The sequence below is a fragment of the Caballeronia sordidicola genome, assembly GCF_002220365.1.
Taxonomy (GTDB): domain Bacteria; phylum Pseudomonadota; class Gammaproteobacteria; order Burkholderiales; family Burkholderiaceae; genus Caballeronia; species Caballeronia sordidicola_C.
Genome location: NZ_MTHB01000115.1, coordinates 1 through 14,427, shown reverse-complemented (window position 1 = coordinate 14,427; position 14,427 = coordinate 1). Strand labels below are relative to the sequence as shown.

The window sequence follows — 14,427 nt, the reverse complement described above, 5'->3', positions numbered from 1 at the left end:
TCATGACCGGCGCATCGACTGCACCGGAACTCGACGGTGTACTGGCACGCGCAAATGGCATCGCGATGCGTCTGCCCTATCAATCGGATCCCACGCTGCGCGACAAGATCAACGCTGGCGAGATTGAATACCTGGACATCCATCTGAGCAATGTGGCGCAGCATGCATGGTTTGGGCTATTCGGAGATTTGGATATTGCCGTAGTGGAGGTGTGCGCAATACGCGAGGACGGACTGCTTATTCCCTCCTCTTCAGTCGGGAACAACAAGACGTGGCTTGAACGCGCGAAGGGCGTGATTCTTGAAGTCAACGCGCGTCAACCCTTGGGGCTCGACGGCATGCACGACATCTACTATGGTACTGCGCTGCCTCCGCACCGCATGCCGATTCCATTGTTGAACACGGGCGATCGCATTGGTGAGCCGTACCTCCGGTGCCCGACCGACAAGATCCTCGCCATCGTCGAAACGGATGCGCCGGATCGCAGCAATGCATTTACGCCACCTGATGCGACGTCCCGGCAGATTGCGGGGCACCTGATCGAGTTCCTGCGGCACGAGATTGCACGTGGCCGTCTGCCGGCCAACCTTCTGCCGTTGCAATCCGGCGTGGGCAATGTCACCAACGCTGTGCTGGCCGAACTGGGCGAAGGCGGCTTCACGGGGCTCACCGCCTTTACGGAGGTCATTCAGGACGGCATGCTCGATCTGCTGGATAACGGCACGTTGAGCATGGCCTCGGCCACTGCCCTCTCCCTGAGTCCGGCTGCAAGCATTCGCTTTTCCGAGGGAATAGAGCGTTTCCGTGAGCGCATCGTGTTGCGACCACAGGAAATCAGCAACCACCCGGAACTGGTGCGCCGTCTTGGCTGCATCGCGATGAACGGCATGATGGAAGCCGATATCTATGGCAACGTCAATTCGACTCATGTGATGGGAAGCCGTATCCAGAACGGGATCGGTGGCTCAGGCGATTTCGCGCGCAACGGCTATCTGTCGTGCTTCATGTCCGCCAGCACGGCGAAGAACGGTAGCATTTCGCGGATCGTGCCGATGGCAAGCCACGTTGATCACACCGAGCACGATGTGGCCGTCGTGGTGACTGAGCAAGGGCTCGCCGACCTGCGTGGCCTCTCGCCCAAGCAGCGGGCTCGGGAAATCATTGCCCGCTGTGCACATCCGGACTATCGCCCGATGCTACAGGATTATTTCGAACGCGCCTGCCAGCAAAGCTTCGGCAAGCACACCCCGCATCTATTGAAAGAAGCCCTGTCGTGGCACGAGCGGTATATCGAAAGCGGCTCCATGCGGAGCACGTGACCAGCCCTCTCAATAAAGCATCGTAATGGCAGTCAAGCGCCACACCGCAAGAGAAACTACACAGATCAGGAGATATCACATGCGTTTGATCCTGCTGGGTGCTCCCGGAGCGGGTAAGAGCACTCAGGCGAACTTGATTAAGGACGAGCGCGGCATTCCGCAAATTTCGACAGGCGACATGCTGCGTACCGCCGTCAGGGCTGGCTCGCCGGTCAGCGTCGCAGCGAGACGCTTTACTGACGATCCGCAAGGGGCTGGAAAAGTAGATCGCGTGGGTGGCTCGCTCGTCGATGCGCGGGTCAGGTGTCGCTTTGCGTACGCAAGGTATCTTCGTGCGCAATTCGCACGATTTCCTGTGCGATATCTTCGGGCGAAAGAACAAAATCGATGCACCCGGTAGCTATCGCGCTTTCGGGCATATCTGGCTCAGTAGCCGTCTCAAGTTTCTGCGCGATAGTAATGCCGCCCGCGTCCTTTATGCCGCACAGCGCCGCCGCTCCGTCGCCGTCGAAACCGGAGACAATCACGGCGATCAGCTGCCCCCTCCAATGCTGCGTCAAGGAATGCAGAAAAACGGTGATGACGTCTGGCCATCCTCTGGGCTTCGAAATCGGTTTAAGACGAAATTCGCCATTGAGGACGTGTAGATCACGCTGCGCCGGGATGATGAATACCTGATTTGGCTCGAGGACCAATCCTTCCGTGATCAGCTTCACCGGCATTTCCGTGTAGTGCGGGAGGATCTCGTGGAGATGGGTAGCTACGAGCCTCAGGTGATTAACAATGACGACCGCAACGCCCATATCGGGCGGCAGGCACTGAAGTAGTCGGATATAGGCGTCGAGACCGCCCGCCGACCCACCCACGCAAACAACAGGAAAACCCTTGTTGGCGATGCCAAGGTTTTTTGCTTTGAAGCGGGGCATGGTCCGTTTGTTCATAGTAGCTTGTCCTCCATGACCTCAGTGAGGATCCACCTTTGGGAATGGCAACGCCAGCCGCGGGCTTCTGTATCGCTTAATTGAGGCAGACGGTAAGCTAACGAAAGTCCATCAGAGCCGGCTATTTCCCGCCCCCCCGCGACGCTAGGTAGAACACGCCCGGCATGCCCCACCTGTCATCGGAGCGAATTTTTGCTCTGTTGAACTCCGCCCAGCCCCTCCCGTAGCAACCGTTGGCATAATACCCGCCGCCGAGCAGAAGTACGATGATCACTATCATCAGAATAGTACCCTTCACGCATCTTCTCGAGAGTACGCGAGGCCTTCGTCAAACAGGGTGCGTTAGTGCTGGCCGACGCGGCTGCCAAGATGCCGCGCGCGGGTGTCAAAGGCCCGACGCTCATCGTTGAACTCGATCCTTTGGGTGACGATATCGCCCAAAGGATCATGGCCGCCGCAACATTTCGGCGCTGATCTCGTGGTCATGGGCACGCACGGGCGGCGCGGCTGGCGACGGCTCGTGCTGGGCAGCGTGGCCGAGCGTTTCTTGCGGATTTTCACTCGGCCAGTGCTGCTGGTGCCGCTGCATTCCCGGGAAAAAAAGGAACCACGCAAAGTGAGCACGCCGGACGTTGCTGGCGCGTCTATATAGGTGTGGGACCGTCCCGACGCCTGAGCGCCACCGGTCGGGAATGCGCTAAAGTGCGAGTGCCGGATCGTGTTCATGTTCATCGTTGCTCCGATCTTCACGAACGGTGAGGACCGGAACATGACTCGAGCGCAAAACTGTTTCCGCGACGCTGCCAATCAAATGCCGGCGCGCGCCACGCGGCCCGTGCGCCCCCATTACGATGAGATCCGCTTCGAATGCCTGGGCCGCCTGCATGAGGGCGGCCGGGATGCTTGCGCCGTGTGCATCGATTATCTGTGTAATGCAGGATACCCCGCCGCGCTCGCACAAGTCGCGCACATGACCGAGTTGCCAGTGCGCACCGGCAACGCCCGCCTCTTCTCCGATAACCCCGCCCACGAGATCACAAAGGTCGTGCGAGACAACACACGCCACCATCAACGTCGCATCGACGGCCTGCGCCAGCTTGAGCGCCTCTTCAAGCGCAAGGTGCGCGCTGACGCTGCCGTCGAGCGCTACCAGAATTCGTTTGTACATGACCCGCTCCCCGGATGACCTTCGTGCTTCAGTGTCCTCGTGCAGGCCAGCCGATCACTTGATCCACATCAATTCACGCGGGCGGGAGTACGCCGCGCAAATCACGTCCGCAGCGGCACGGTATGATCCGCACAACCTCAGTAGCACCCATTTCCCCCCTTTGCCCGGAGAGCCCATGTCCGCGCCACGGCGTAACACGGCATCGCAGCGCGGCACGGTTCGACAGACCCGATTAACGGGCATGGTCGGCACGGTTGGCATGGCCCGCCCTCCTGCTCAACGTAGGCGCCTCGTTCATGGCGCTCAGGCGCAAGGGCACGAAAGCCGCGAAGGCCACGGTACCGGCTTCAACACGGCTTGACGAAGCGCGACTGCCTTGCCAGCCATCAGGAACGTTTTTTCAGTCCTCTCAGGCCGCAAAGTGCCCCCATACGCTCGCTGGTGAGCCTGGTTGAGCGGCGCCGACAGCACGTCGGCGACCAGACCCGGCTGACCAACCGGTTGTGCGACGCGCTCAAGCAGTACTACCCGCAGGCGCTGGAATGGTTCAATGACCGTGGCACGGTGTTGTTCTACAACTTCCTTGAGCGCTGGCCGACGCTGCGCTCGGTCCGCCAGGCCCGCACGGCGGTCCTGGAGAGGTTCTTCGATGCACACCCCTGCCGCAGGGCTAGCCGGATCAGCGCGCGCGGCGCTGACTGACGACCCTGCGATTATCGGCCCGTGCCGTCTGTACGTGCTGGCACTGGTGGCACAACTGCGCGCCGTGGTGGCTGCAATCGTGCAGTTCGATCGGGAGATCGCGCACGTAGCATGCACGCTGCCCGACTATGCGCTATTCGAGAGCCTGCCCGGTGCTGCTCCCCAGCTAGCCCTGCGCCTACTTGCTGCCTCCGGTGAGCAGCGGGAGCATTTCAGGAGTGCAGATGAATAGCAGACGTACGCGGGCCTTGCCCCGGTGACCGAGCGCAGCGGGAAGAAGAGCTGGGTCCACTGGCGCCTGCAGTGCTCGAAATTCCTGCGCCGGACCTTTGTGGAATGGGCGGCGCAGACCATCAACCGGTCATTCACCGTGCGGACACCGTCATTCAAGTTGATCCGCATCCTGTACCGCTGCTGGCAGACGCGGACAACGTACAACGAGACTGTCTACCTGAACGCGCTGAGCAAACGTGGCTCGTCACTTCTCGTCACCTCCTCGGGGCATGAACCTACCTGTGGGTGGCTGGTGGTGAAATTCCACCGGCCGATCCGGCTGTATGCGAAGGAATAACGTGAAGAAATTACCCTTTGAAATAGCAAACAACCGCGACAACGAGTGACCGATTCGTTCCATCGTTGATACAAGTCAAGATCGAGATCACCGGGGTGGCGCTTACTCACGCAGTTGCTGGATTTGCTGTGTATGTCCTTGGATCGAGCTTAGGGGTCAAAAAATGAAGGTTAAGGCGAAAGCGGTCCTGACAATGACGGCGGTCTTGGCCGTCGTGACGTTCGGGATATTGGAAGCATCCGCACCGGATGCACCTGCGCCGCAGTCTCATGCCACTGTACCGTTCACCGCGCAGTAGCTCGATCAAATGCTTGCACCAATCGCGCTGTATCCCGATTCTCTCGTTGCCCAGATCCTGATGGCGGCGACATATCCTCTCGAAGTTATCGAAGCGGATCGTTGGATTCGGGATCCGAATCACGCCGCACTCAAGGGAGAGCCACTTGCGGACTTGGGATATTGTAAAACCATGATGAGCACACGGCTGGCGCGCCTTGCGTAGTCCACTGAGCAATCATCGGCCCACAAGGTGCCGGGATAACCGCGTGAGTGCACGTTCTCGCACTCCCAACCTCTCTGAGTGGGCTGCGATGGCCGGCGGAAACTAGCAGCAACGGAATATCGACCGGGTGGCGAACCGCCTACGATCAACGGCACTACAGATTCAGAGGTTAAAAATGAGCAGCGGATTGGTAGAAGTCTACGACTACAAAGACCCTAACGGCGACAACCCCGATTGGATCTGGCAGGGAACGCCTGAGCACATTGCAAAGATGGGCCTTTATCCGATCTCGGGAACGGCGAAACAAGTGCCGGCTGCTGAAATTGATGAAACCGGGCGATATCGGCCTGAGTGGGGAACTGGGCAGCAGTAGACGTAGCCGATCGTTTGCTCCGCGTGCGCCACGCCGTACACCGAGATAAAAAAACGTCACAGTTGCGCGTATAAAACCGTCATCCATTGAAAGGCAAGCATGGAACACGGCAAGAAAATGATCGCGTGCCGCAATTGCGACACGTTGTTCCAAAGGCCGATTCTAACCGGTCGCGGTGACGTCGCAGGCTGCCCGCGATGTGGATCGACGCTCTATAGCAGCGCCGCGCGGCGGATCAATATAACGAGCGCATTGACGCTGGCGGCCCTGATCACGTTCCTGATTGCCCAGGCGTGCCCGATCCTCGAACTCGTGGCCGACGGCATCACGTCGCAGACCACCCTGACGGGCGCGATCATGGTTTTATGGCACGAAAATGTGCAATTCGTCGCGGCCTTGGTCTTCGGCTTGACAATCCTCTTCCCGCTGACGGAACTCGTCGCACTGCTGTATGTGCTGATACCCATCAGGGCAGGATATATTCCACCGGGATTCAACAGGGTGCTGAGGACGATCCAGCGGGTGCGACCGTGGGAAATGATCGAAGTGTTTATGCTCGCTGTGCTGGTGGCGATGGTGAAGATGCTGAGTCTCGCACGCGTGATTCCGGAAATCGCGTTTTTTGCATTCGGCGCGCTGACGATCATGCTTGCGATTCTCGTAAAGTTCGATTTGCAAGCCTTGTGGGAACTCGCAGACAGGCTGAGCACCGATGAACCGAATTGCCCAACCGGCGGTGAGCCGAGGACTGAGGCTCTGCAAGCACGACAACCGACCGCGGCGACGGCAGTGATCGCGCAATCAAGCGCGGCCAACCCTAAGCCCATTTCGCAATATGTCACGGCGCTACGGACGGGTCTGGTCGCTTGCAATGCGTGTGCGCAGCTTGATCCGTACAAGCGTTCCGTGAAAAACCAGCACTGCTCGCGCTGCGAAGCGGTTTTGCACCGGCGTCATCCGGATAGCCTGAGACGCACCTGGGCGCTTTTGATCGCCGCTGGTCTCCTGTATATCCCCGCGAATCTGCTGCCTGTCATGCATACCGCCACATTGACGGACACGCAAGACAACACGATCATAAGTGGAGTCATCTATTTCTGGACATCGGGCGAATGGCCCCTTGCTGTGATCGTATTCGTCGCAAGTATCGTGGTGCCGATTCTGAAAATCTCCGTGCTGGTGCTGCTCCTGATTACTGCGCGGCGTCGCTCAAGCTGGCGTCTGCGCGAACGCACCACACTGTACCGGATCATCCAAAGCATTGGACGCTGGTCGATGCTTGATGTGTTTGTCGTCACGTTGACGGTCGCGCTAGTGCGCTTCCAACCCTTCGCCGAAGTTACGGCCGGCCCGGGCGTGATCGCATTCGGTTCAGTGGTCATTCTCACCCTGCTTGCCGCGAAGCAATTCGACCCGCGGCTCGTCTGGGACGCTGCGGAGTCGTAAAACTCCGTTATTAACTCAGGTACGGCGACGAGCGCTGATCACTACCAACGCATCGCCTTACGGGATCTGCGCGGAATGCGTGACGTTGCGAATGCTGTCGAACGCCTTATGCTGCGCCTGCGCACTACAGCTCTAGCGCGCATCGGCGAGTAGTTGCTATCCACCCTTTCCTACGCATCGATCTGGATTCGAAATCGAAAACGAACTTCGGTAGCGCGAGCGGCAAGATGGAAGTCGAAACGTTGGTTCGAGCAAACTCGCGTTGATCAAATATGGAGTCTGTCGTCCCCAAGCGCGGCACCTCCTTTCGAACGAAGCACTATGGACCAGAAAAATTCTCTTGCGTGGAGGACTGAATAGAACACCCTGATAGCCGATCCCCGAGCATATCCTGCGGTACTTGGAGCTTTCGCAACACCGGCTACGCTCGGAACCGGCTGATCGAACATTGGGAAGATTATGGTTAGGGTAGTGGCAATGAGTATTATCCGAGGCTATCCGCTTACGCAACACAGACCGCTTGTCGAATGTCGCCGCTGCGATACCTGGAGTGATGCATGCAGTAACTGCCGTTTGAGCGCGAAGTGCTGGCGGATCGCGATCGGCGCCCACCTTTCCCGGAACGTTGACATGCCCGCGCGCGGTGCAGGTCGAACTGATCAGCAGACCGTCACAAAGACCTCGACCGGTCAGGCACGTTTATTCTAGCGTCATCGCGTATCGAGGTAGGCTGATAGTAAAGACACAGCCCTTGCCCGCTTCGTCTCGCACACTCAGCTCGCCACCGATTGACTCCATGCTACGCCGGGCTATAGAAAGCCCGAGACCAAGGCCTGACTTGTTCCTTCCATTTTGGACAAACGGTAGAAATAACCCTTCTGCGTCCCCGCCTGGTAATCCGCCGCAATGATCCTTTACATCTAGCAATATTCGATCGGCGTCTGCATAAGCATCCAACGTCACTTCGGTATGCGCTTGCGTGAACTTAAATGCATTTTGCAGTAGATTCATGACTGACGAATAAAGTAGGTCGCGGTTGCCGCGGATGCCTATGCGGGAATCAACGTGAGATACGGTAAATACACAACCGCTCACGTTCGCTGCCAAGTCTGCGGATTGCTTCACGTCAGCAACGAGTTCTGCGAGTGAAAAAAGCGAGAATCCTTGATCGTTCTCGGCCGTTTTTCTTACTTCTCCTAGCGATTGATCGACAAGATTAGTCAGGGCATCGAGACTTCGCTCCAGGACATTCCCCGTAGCACCGGAAAAGCTGAGATCTCCAGCCTTGCCGGCAGCGAACGCTAAGGTAGCAGTTCCTAAGAAATTTCGAAGTTCGTGTGAAAAGGACCCATGCCGCTCGTTCATTTCGACAATCTTGCCGCTCTCAACAGCAACATCCCGCTGGTAACTAAATTCTGTAACGGCGTCGGCAATAGCGTTGTCAAGGCATCGATTAAGTGTTCGAAACTCATCTACCAAGAAAGGAGCGTCGCGTTCGTACGCAAGATCCGTAATCGCTTGGCATGGGTCACCATAGTCGTGAACAACCTGGTCAACCGAAAATCCAAGTTCCAACAGCATTTGTCCATGCAGCGCTGCTGACACACCCATCTCGGACAGCGACGATGTCCCATCCGACGGACCCGAAATCTTGCGGCTTTCCATAGGATCCAGTGATTGCTCAATGCGAAGCGTTCTGATCAACTGGTCCAAAAAAGTCGGCACTCCGTCTTGCAGTTGCCCCGCTGTAGCTCCCCGCTCGGGTCTTTGCGCCACCTTCATTCGACAACGATCTATTAGTTCACTTCGATTGTTGGCAAGGAAATTATGCATCATATGCAACACCTCGGAAAAAAACGCCACGTGTGTGCATGGCAATCGCCCACAAACAGTATGACTGCGCTGCGGTTACAAATCGCCTTTTTGGGCAACGGCGCTCTGAGTGAGGTGTGTAACGCAGTCTCGCGGTTCTTGACACCTTCCTAACACTTCCGGCCCAATGCTTGCTCCCAATAAAGCGTTACGACAAGCTGCGACGCAAGGTTCGAACCCAAACCTTTTTTATGCTTGTCGTTCGGTCTGTTGGGTAGAGTAGGCGATTTATTCTACGCGCCCCCGAGGACAAAAAACCCATTCGTCCGAGCCGTCAAAGTATCGCTCAACAGGTCTGTTCTGGCCCTCAACTGTGGCGCTGCATCTGTAAAGATTAAGGAAGCAATATGTTAGCCGTAGGATTAAGGAGACAATATGTCTTTAGAGTCCTTTTTGAACCGACGCTGCATTTCACCACTGGAGGGCGCTGACAGCCAGACCACCGGATCTCGGTGGGTGCAATTCGGCCTGCCCTTCATAGCCATTCAAGCGAGTTGCACGCTGCGGGCCGCTTGGCGGCAGTGACGTACTGCGTACACCGCAACCAGCCTACTATGGGCATATAACGGTAGGAAAACTTGGCAGCTATGCCCACTTTTGTCGCGCTTCCACTTTCTATTTTGACAAACTTCGAACCGGAGCAATGCCACGCTCTCAGAGCGCGAACCAGATGGCCTCATCGGACATAGTCTAGACAATATGAAAACGTGGCGTTGGATCTGACAATTTCGGGAGACACGAGAACAATCAAGCCGTAACACGGTCCGGCCAAGTAATTAAGTTGTATCGAATATTTTCCGTTAGCGTGCCGATCGCGCGGATCATGGTCGTGTTGTATGCGATGTTGACCAATGTCGCCGATAGTATGACCATTAGGAGGGCGAGTTGAAGGTACTGTTCGTTGACGACCAAAGAGATTTAGCGGACATGATGGCGGACCTCGCGTCGGGGCTTGGGCATGAAACGCATTGTGCCTACGATGGTGCAACTGCTCTTGAATGTACATCGCGCGAAGCGTTCGACATCGTAATTGTGGACATTTCACTTCCCGACTTCAATGGAGAAGAACTATGCCGCCTCATCCGAAAAGGTCGATCCAAGAAAGCACAATTGATCGCGCTCACCGGACACCGTGATCTCAGCAAACAGGCGGATCTCTCCGTCTTCGACAGCCGCTTCCTTAAGCCAATCACTGTTCGTCAGCTACGTGGGATCCTGGATCGCTCTTAAAGCCGCGACTCAATGGCACCGAACGTGTGCCATTTAGGTTGCGAGCTCCTAAGCATCCTCGAGGCGCCCCTTCTCCCCCTATATCAGCCAGCGCACTAGAGCCCTCATCAGTGACCGGCATCGAAATTGACAGGCTGGATGTCTACCAACGTTTCCTCTGTCGTGAACTGCCAGCTCAAATTGAAGATGGCTTTGACACGTGCCCCGGAGAACGTCGCAGTGTAGGTCGTGTTCGCGACAAGCGGCGCAGAGGGCAGCAAAAAGACGACGCCATCTGCAAGCAGGTTGTTTGGATCGACGACGGCGATTACCAACGAACCCAGCCTCGCACCTTTCGAGATGAGAATATGAGCGGGCACTACGGAACCGGATGAATCCTGGAGGGTGAATTTCACGACGGTCAACGAGTCTTGATCCTGCGCGTTGACCATAACCATGATTGGCCGACCTAAGGCGGAGCGTCCCAATCTCAGGTGTGGCAATTCCGGGGCCATCGCAAGCGGGACATGGGTCTCGCCATCGTAGGGAACGTGTACCGCGGCACTGGGCGAAATCTGCTGGCCGCCGCTGTAAAGACCCGTATTCGGTCCCGGCGCCCCTCTCACCCCGCCAATAGTTCCAAACTCGGTGGCACAGACATAGATCGGATACGTAGCATTGTCCGATACAAAACCAAGTCCACAGGATTCCTGATTTCTCAGTAGTGGTACTAGATGATAGACCGAATTAATAGCCTGCCCAATGCAGTCTCGCGCATAAGCGTCAAGGTCCGGTTGGTGACGCCCTGCTGCAATGTTTTCCCCAACCCACTCTTTCATCGCGACGCCTGCTTTCCTCGCGCGCGCGAGCGGCGTATCGGCATAGTAGTTTGCAAAATTTGGCACTTCGTTGTGCGATAGCTCAGTGAGCCCACCCAACGCGAGATTCGAAGCAAGATACAACGCTTGAGCCTGCGCCGCCGCGTCTAACCGAGGCTCCTGACGAAGCTTTCCAACATTTACTGAGACGCGGTAAGCGTTGATTAGCTCAAATGCTTTCGCCTGATAGCTCGACGTCTCGTAGGTTGGAGCTCGCACGCGTTTCTGCAGCGCCCGAGAGTGGTTGGATGACATCCACTGACGGCTTGTATTGCTCTCCTCAGACCGGTTCGATGCTTGAAAGGAATCGTGATTGCCGAAGCCAGTACACGCAGCGAGTGAAAACGAAGCAATGGCTAGTATCGCGATGGTGGATTTCGCCTTGCTGCAAAGGGCAGACATCGTCTAGCAACCTATCTGTTAATTTGCGGGATCAGGCAACGCAGGACTCGTCCGTCCCAAACGGATCTGTTCGTCGAGTTCAGATCATCTTCCACCGCTTAAAAATGCCGCCTACGATAGGTCAGGTAAAACCAAAAACAGGTGACCGATAAAGTTAGGGCATCGCTTTGAAAATTTGATTTCCGACGCATTTAAATTTATATGAGTTTTTTAAAACCGATACAAATCGCAATTGTCCGGACAGACGATCTAATCTTTGACAATCGCAAGCAATCGTTGGCCTGTTCGTCGCTAAAGCCGAGCCGATGATCGAGTGACAATCTTCGGCTTCGCTCTAAGTATTGTGTTTTCCAGTTCGCGAACAGCACCATCGAATGCGTGCAGTATTCCCTCGAGCGGATCACTAGTTGTGCTGTGCTCGATTGGGACAAGGCTGTAGTCCAAGGTTATCAAGTCAAGCCGTGCGTCATAAAGTCGGGCGCCCGCAGCGTCGTGAAATGCTTCAATTGCGAGGTGGCATCCTCTAATGAGTTCGCCAAATGGAGCGAGCCTGAGCAATTGAGCGCCAGCCTCCGACTCGATTGCTGGAGATCCGACGAAGCCTAAGTATCGTATTTGCATTCCTACGGCCATACCACCTCCGCCAACATGTAATCGTCCGAGCTGTAGCAATCGCTTAGACTTACGCTAATAGCCGTTCGACGCGTGGGTACCAACGGACGCATCGATCCTGGACCCGTGGAAGCTGTAGGCAGCGACCCGCATTAGAGGCATGGAGTCGTGAGTAAGCCGCTCGGTCCACGTTTCGGGCGACCGTGAAGCTTGTAACGACCGCGGCCCTGTCCGCTACCTGGACTCCGCCCCTGCGTCTGGATTTGAACTTGTAACATAGAGGTGGTACTCCCTCTCTGCTTGCGTAATCAGTTCGGCACACTTTCCATACATCCACGCGGGGGTCCCGTCACTGCTGTACATGCCGCGACATAGTCCTTTTATTCGAATCGTCGAACTGCCGATGGCATCGCCCGCGGCGGTGCGTGACGCCCATATATAAAGTACGCCAGATTCATGTGGCTCCCCTGTCTCAATGGTTGTTTTGTTTGCGCGACGAATGTTCGTCGCTGAATGATGCGTAACGAACTCCAAAGTCCTTTGCCACACGGTGTCGCATGCCACGCGGCCCACGCAACTTATCGACGCGTCATCGCGAGCTTCGTCCAACGCAATGTCGTAACGCTGACTGTCTATTGGTGATCTGCTGGTCGTACAAGCACAGAGACTCGCCACAGCGATCGACAATAAAAGTTTTGATTTCATATTATTTCGGCCATTTTTCATGCGGTCGCCTCATATAAAATGGGCGTATAGAACCGCCGGCACTCAATACTGATCCAGCCGATGCTTTCTTCAGGATTCCTTATCTTTCAATGACCCATTCAATCAAACGCAAAATGCCCTTCTCGCATATGGACATGGATTGCATCCTTTGGACCGAATTTCCCTGCGAGAATAAGCTTGGCCAACGGATTTTCGATTTCTTGCTGGATCGCGCGCTTCAACGGCCGTGCACCAAACACCGGGTCGTAACCCACCTTGCCGATGTGTTCCAGCGCGGCCTCCGACACGTCGAGTTGCATCTCCAGCTTCGCGAGCCGGTCATGCAGCCGCTGCAACTGGATCTTCGCGATCATCTGGATGTTCTCGCGGTCGAGCGAATGGAACACCACGACGTCGTCGATACGGTTCAGGAATTCCGGCCGGAAGTGCAGCTTGACCTCCTCCCAGACCGCTTCCTTGACCGCTTCGTGCGGCTCGCCGACCATCGCCTGGATCACGTGCGAGCCGAGATTCGACGTCATCACGATCACCGTGTTCTTGAAGTCCACAGTGCGCCCTTGCCCGTCGGTCATGCGGCCGTCGTCGAGCACTTGCAGCAGCACGTTGAACACGTCCGGATGCGCCTTCTCGATTTCATCGAGCAGGATCACGCTATACGGCTTGCGACGCACGAGCTCGGTCAGGTAACCGCTTTCCTCATAACCGACATAACCCGGCGGCGCCCCAATCAACCGCGCGACGCTGTGCTTCTCCATGAACTCACTCATGTCGATACGGATCATGTGATCCTCTGAATCGAACAGGAACGAGGCAAGCGCCTTGCACAACTCAGTCTTGCCGACACCCGTCGGCCCGAGAAACAGGAACGAACCATACGGACGATTCGGATCCGACAGCCCCGCGCGCGAACGGCGAATCGCATCGGCCACCGCGCCGATCGCCTCATCCTGACCAACAACGCGGTCATGCAGCTTGCCTTCGATCTGCAGCAGTTTCTCGCGCTCGCCCTGCATCATCCGCGACACAGGAATGCCGGTGGACCGAGACACCACCTCGGCGATTTCCTCGGCGCCCACTTGCGTGCGCAACAAGCGCGGCCGCGTCGGATTGCTTTGCTCCGCGGTCTCGGACTGCGTGACCTGCTTCAGTTGCGTTTCGAGTCCAGGCAGCTTGCCGTACTGCAATTCGGCAACCTTCTCGAGCTTGCCTTCACGCTGCAAACGCACGATGTCCGCACGCACTTTCTCGATCTCTTCCTTCAGCGTCGCGCTGCCCTGCACGGCCGCCTTCTCCACCATCCAGATTTCCTCGAGGTCGGAATACTCGCGACCCAGCCGCACGATTTCCTCCTCGATCAACTGCAGGCGCTTCTGCGATGCCTCATCCTTTTCCTTCTTGACCGCTTCGCGCTCGATCTTCAACTGGATCAACCGACGATCGAGCCGGTCCATCTCTTCGGGCTTCGAATCGATTTCCATCTTGACCCTGGACGCTGCTTCGTCGATCAGGTCGATGGCTTTATCGGGGAGAAAACGGTCCGTGATATAGCGATGCGACAATTCCGCCGCCGCGACGATCGCCGGATCGGTGATTTCCACGCCGTGATGCAGTTCGTACCTTTCCTTCAGGCCGCGCAGGATCGCGATGGTCGCTTCCACCGACGGTTCATCGACCAGCACCTTCTGGAACCGGCGCTCGAGCGCTGC

The 14,427-nt window shown here is 56.6% G+C and carries 15 protein-coding genes and 1 pseudogene; 11 read left to right on the top strand and 5 right to left on the bottom strand.

The features are described from left to right. Both BSU04_RS19130 and BSU04_RS19125 read left to right on the top strand, forming a co-directional pair. Positions 1–1,319 (top strand): acetyl-CoA hydrolase/transferase family protein (locus BSU04_RS19130; RefSeq protein WP_089162110.1); only part of this gene is annotated, 1,319 nt, incomplete at its 5' end. 79 nt (positions 1,320–1,398) lie between these two features. Beyond that, positions 1,399–1,584 (top strand): annotated as a pseudogene (locus BSU04_RS19125) (nucleoside monophosphate kinase); the annotation flags it as partial. Between the two features lie 34 nt (positions 1,585–1,618). Here BSU04_RS19125 and BSU04_RS19120 read toward each other — a convergent pair. After that, positions 1,619–2,260 (bottom strand): chemotaxis protein CheB, encoded by a 642-nt coding sequence (locus BSU04_RS19120; protein WP_256983033.1) that lies wholly within the window; start codon positions 2,258–2,260, stop codon positions 1,619–1,621. 406 nt (positions 2,261–2,666) lie between these two features. On the opposite strand from BSU04_RS19120, the gene BSU04_RS19115 reads away from it, so the two are divergent. Next, positions 2,667–2,912 (top strand): universal stress protein, encoded by a 246-nt coding sequence (locus BSU04_RS19115; RefSeq protein WP_373452845.1) that lies wholly within the window; start codon positions 2,667–2,669, stop codon positions 2,910–2,912. A gap of 45 nt (positions 2,913–2,957) precedes the next feature. Here the strand turns inward: BSU04_RS19115 and BSU04_RS19110 are convergent, their stop codons facing one another. Beyond that, positions 2,958–3,428: a universal stress protein gene (locus BSU04_RS19110; RefSeq protein ID WP_089162108.1), complete on the bottom strand. Its 471-nt coding sequence runs from the start codon at positions 3,426–3,428 to the stop codon at positions 2,958–2,960. A gap of 175 nt (positions 3,429–3,603) precedes the next feature. Here BSU04_RS19110 and BSU04_RS45550 point away from each other — a divergent pair, with 175 nt between their 5' ends. From BSU04_RS45550 to BSU04_RS19080, 7 genes are all read left to right on the top strand, one after another. Continuing rightward, a complete protein-coding gene (locus BSU04_RS45550) occupies positions 3,604–3,789 on the top strand; it encodes a hypothetical protein (RefSeq protein WP_144021277.1) in 186 nt (61 codons plus the stop codon). 80 nt (positions 3,790–3,869) lie between these two features. Next, positions 3,870–4,130, top strand: coding sequence for a hypothetical protein (locus tag BSU04_RS45545; RefSeq protein ID WP_179258361.1), 261 nt, complete (start codon positions 3,870–3,872; stop codon positions 4,128–4,130). Beyond that, a complete protein-coding gene (locus BSU04_RS19100; RefSeq protein WP_089162106.1) occupies positions 4,078–4,362 on the top strand; it encodes a hypothetical protein in 285 nt (94 codons plus the stop codon). The genes BSU04_RS45545 and BSU04_RS19100 overlap by 53 nt, the downstream gene beginning before the upstream one ends. A 24-nt stretch (positions 4,363–4,386) precedes the next feature. Beyond that, positions 4,387–4,701 carry a hypothetical protein gene (locus BSU04_RS19095; RefSeq protein WP_089162105.1) on the top strand — a complete coding sequence of 105 codons (315 nt, stop codon included), beginning with the start codon at positions 4,387–4,389 and terminating at the stop codon, positions 4,699–4,701. A gap of 307 nt (positions 4,702–5,008) precedes the next feature. Then, positions 5,009–5,203, top strand: coding sequence for a DUF3300 domain-containing protein (locus tag BSU04_RS19090; RefSeq protein ID WP_089162104.1), 195 nt, complete (start codon positions 5,009–5,011; stop codon positions 5,201–5,203). Positions 5,204–5,378: 175 nt separating this feature from the next. Continuing rightward, positions 5,379–5,576, top strand: coding sequence for a hypothetical protein (locus BSU04_RS19085; protein WP_089162103.1), 198 nt, complete (start codon positions 5,379–5,381; stop codon positions 5,574–5,576). Positions 5,577–5,675: 99 nt separating this feature from the next. Then, positions 5,676–7,022, top strand: coding sequence for a paraquat-inducible protein A (locus tag BSU04_RS19080; RefSeq protein WP_089162102.1), 1,347 nt, complete (start codon positions 5,676–5,678; stop codon positions 7,020–7,022). Between the two features lie 699 nt (positions 7,023–7,721). Here BSU04_RS19080 and BSU04_RS19075 read toward each other — a convergent pair. After that, positions 7,722–8,858 carry a sensor histidine kinase gene (locus BSU04_RS19075; protein ID WP_179258360.1) on the bottom strand — a complete coding sequence of 379 codons (1,137 nt, stop codon included), beginning with the start codon at positions 8,856–8,858 and terminating at the stop codon, positions 7,722–7,724. Positions 8,859–9,779: 921 nt separating this feature from the next. Here BSU04_RS19075 and BSU04_RS19070 point away from each other — a divergent pair. Beyond that, positions 9,780–10,124: a response regulator gene (locus tag BSU04_RS19070; RefSeq protein WP_089162101.1), complete on the top strand. Its 345-nt coding sequence runs from the start codon at positions 9,780–9,782 to the stop codon at positions 10,122–10,124. 107 nt (positions 10,125–10,231) lie between these two features. Here the strand turns inward: BSU04_RS19070 and BSU04_RS19065 are convergent, their stop codons facing one another. Both BSU04_RS19065 and BSU04_RS19055 read right to left on the bottom strand, forming a co-directional pair. Then, on the bottom strand, positions 10,232–11,383 hold the full coding sequence (locus BSU04_RS19065) for a CAP domain-containing protein (RefSeq protein ID WP_144021275.1): 1,152 nt from the start codon (positions 11,381–11,383) through the stop codon (positions 10,232–10,234). 1,436 nt (positions 11,384–12,819) lie between these two features. Next, a partial coding sequence (locus tag BSU04_RS19055) for an AAA family ATPase (protein ID WP_144021274.1) occupies positions 12,820–14,427 on the bottom strand: 1,608 nt, incomplete at its 5' end.

Excerpts from the sequence above, each read along its gene's own strand:
- BSU04_RS19085 (WP_089162103.1), top strand. The coding sequence starts at position 5,379 with ATGAGCAGCGGATTGGTAGAAGTCTACGACTACAAAGACCCTAACGGC.
- BSU04_RS19120 (WP_256983033.1), bottom strand. The coding sequence starts at position 2,260 with ATGAACAAACGGACCATGCCCCGCTTCAAAGCAAAAAACCTTGGCATC.
- BSU04_RS45550 (WP_144021277.1), top strand. The coding sequence starts at position 3,604 with ATGTCCGCGCCACGGCGTAACACGGCATCGCAGCGCGGCACGGTTCGA.
- BSU04_RS19100 (WP_089162106.1), top strand. The coding sequence starts at position 4,078 with ATGCACACCCCTGCCGCAGGGCTAGCCGGATCAGCGCGCGCGGCGCTG.
- BSU04_RS19075 (WP_179258360.1), bottom strand. The coding sequence starts at position 8,858 with ATGATGCATAATTTCCTTGCCAACAATCGAAGTGAACTAATAGATCGT.
- BSU04_RS19110 (WP_089162108.1), bottom strand. The coding sequence starts at position 3,428 with ATGTACAAACGAATTCTGGTAGCGCTCGACGGCAGCGTCAGCGCGCAC.
- BSU04_RS19065 (WP_144021275.1), bottom strand. The coding sequence starts at position 11,383 with ATGTCTGCCCTTTGCAGCAAGGCGAAATCCACCATCGCGATACTAGCC.
- BSU04_RS19090 (WP_089162104.1), top strand. The coding sequence starts at position 5,009 with ATGCTTGCACCAATCGCGCTGTATCCCGATTCTCTCGTTGCCCAGATC.
- BSU04_RS19080 (WP_089162102.1), top strand. The coding sequence starts at position 5,676 with ATGGAACACGGCAAGAAAATGATCGCGTGCCGCAATTGCGACACGTTG.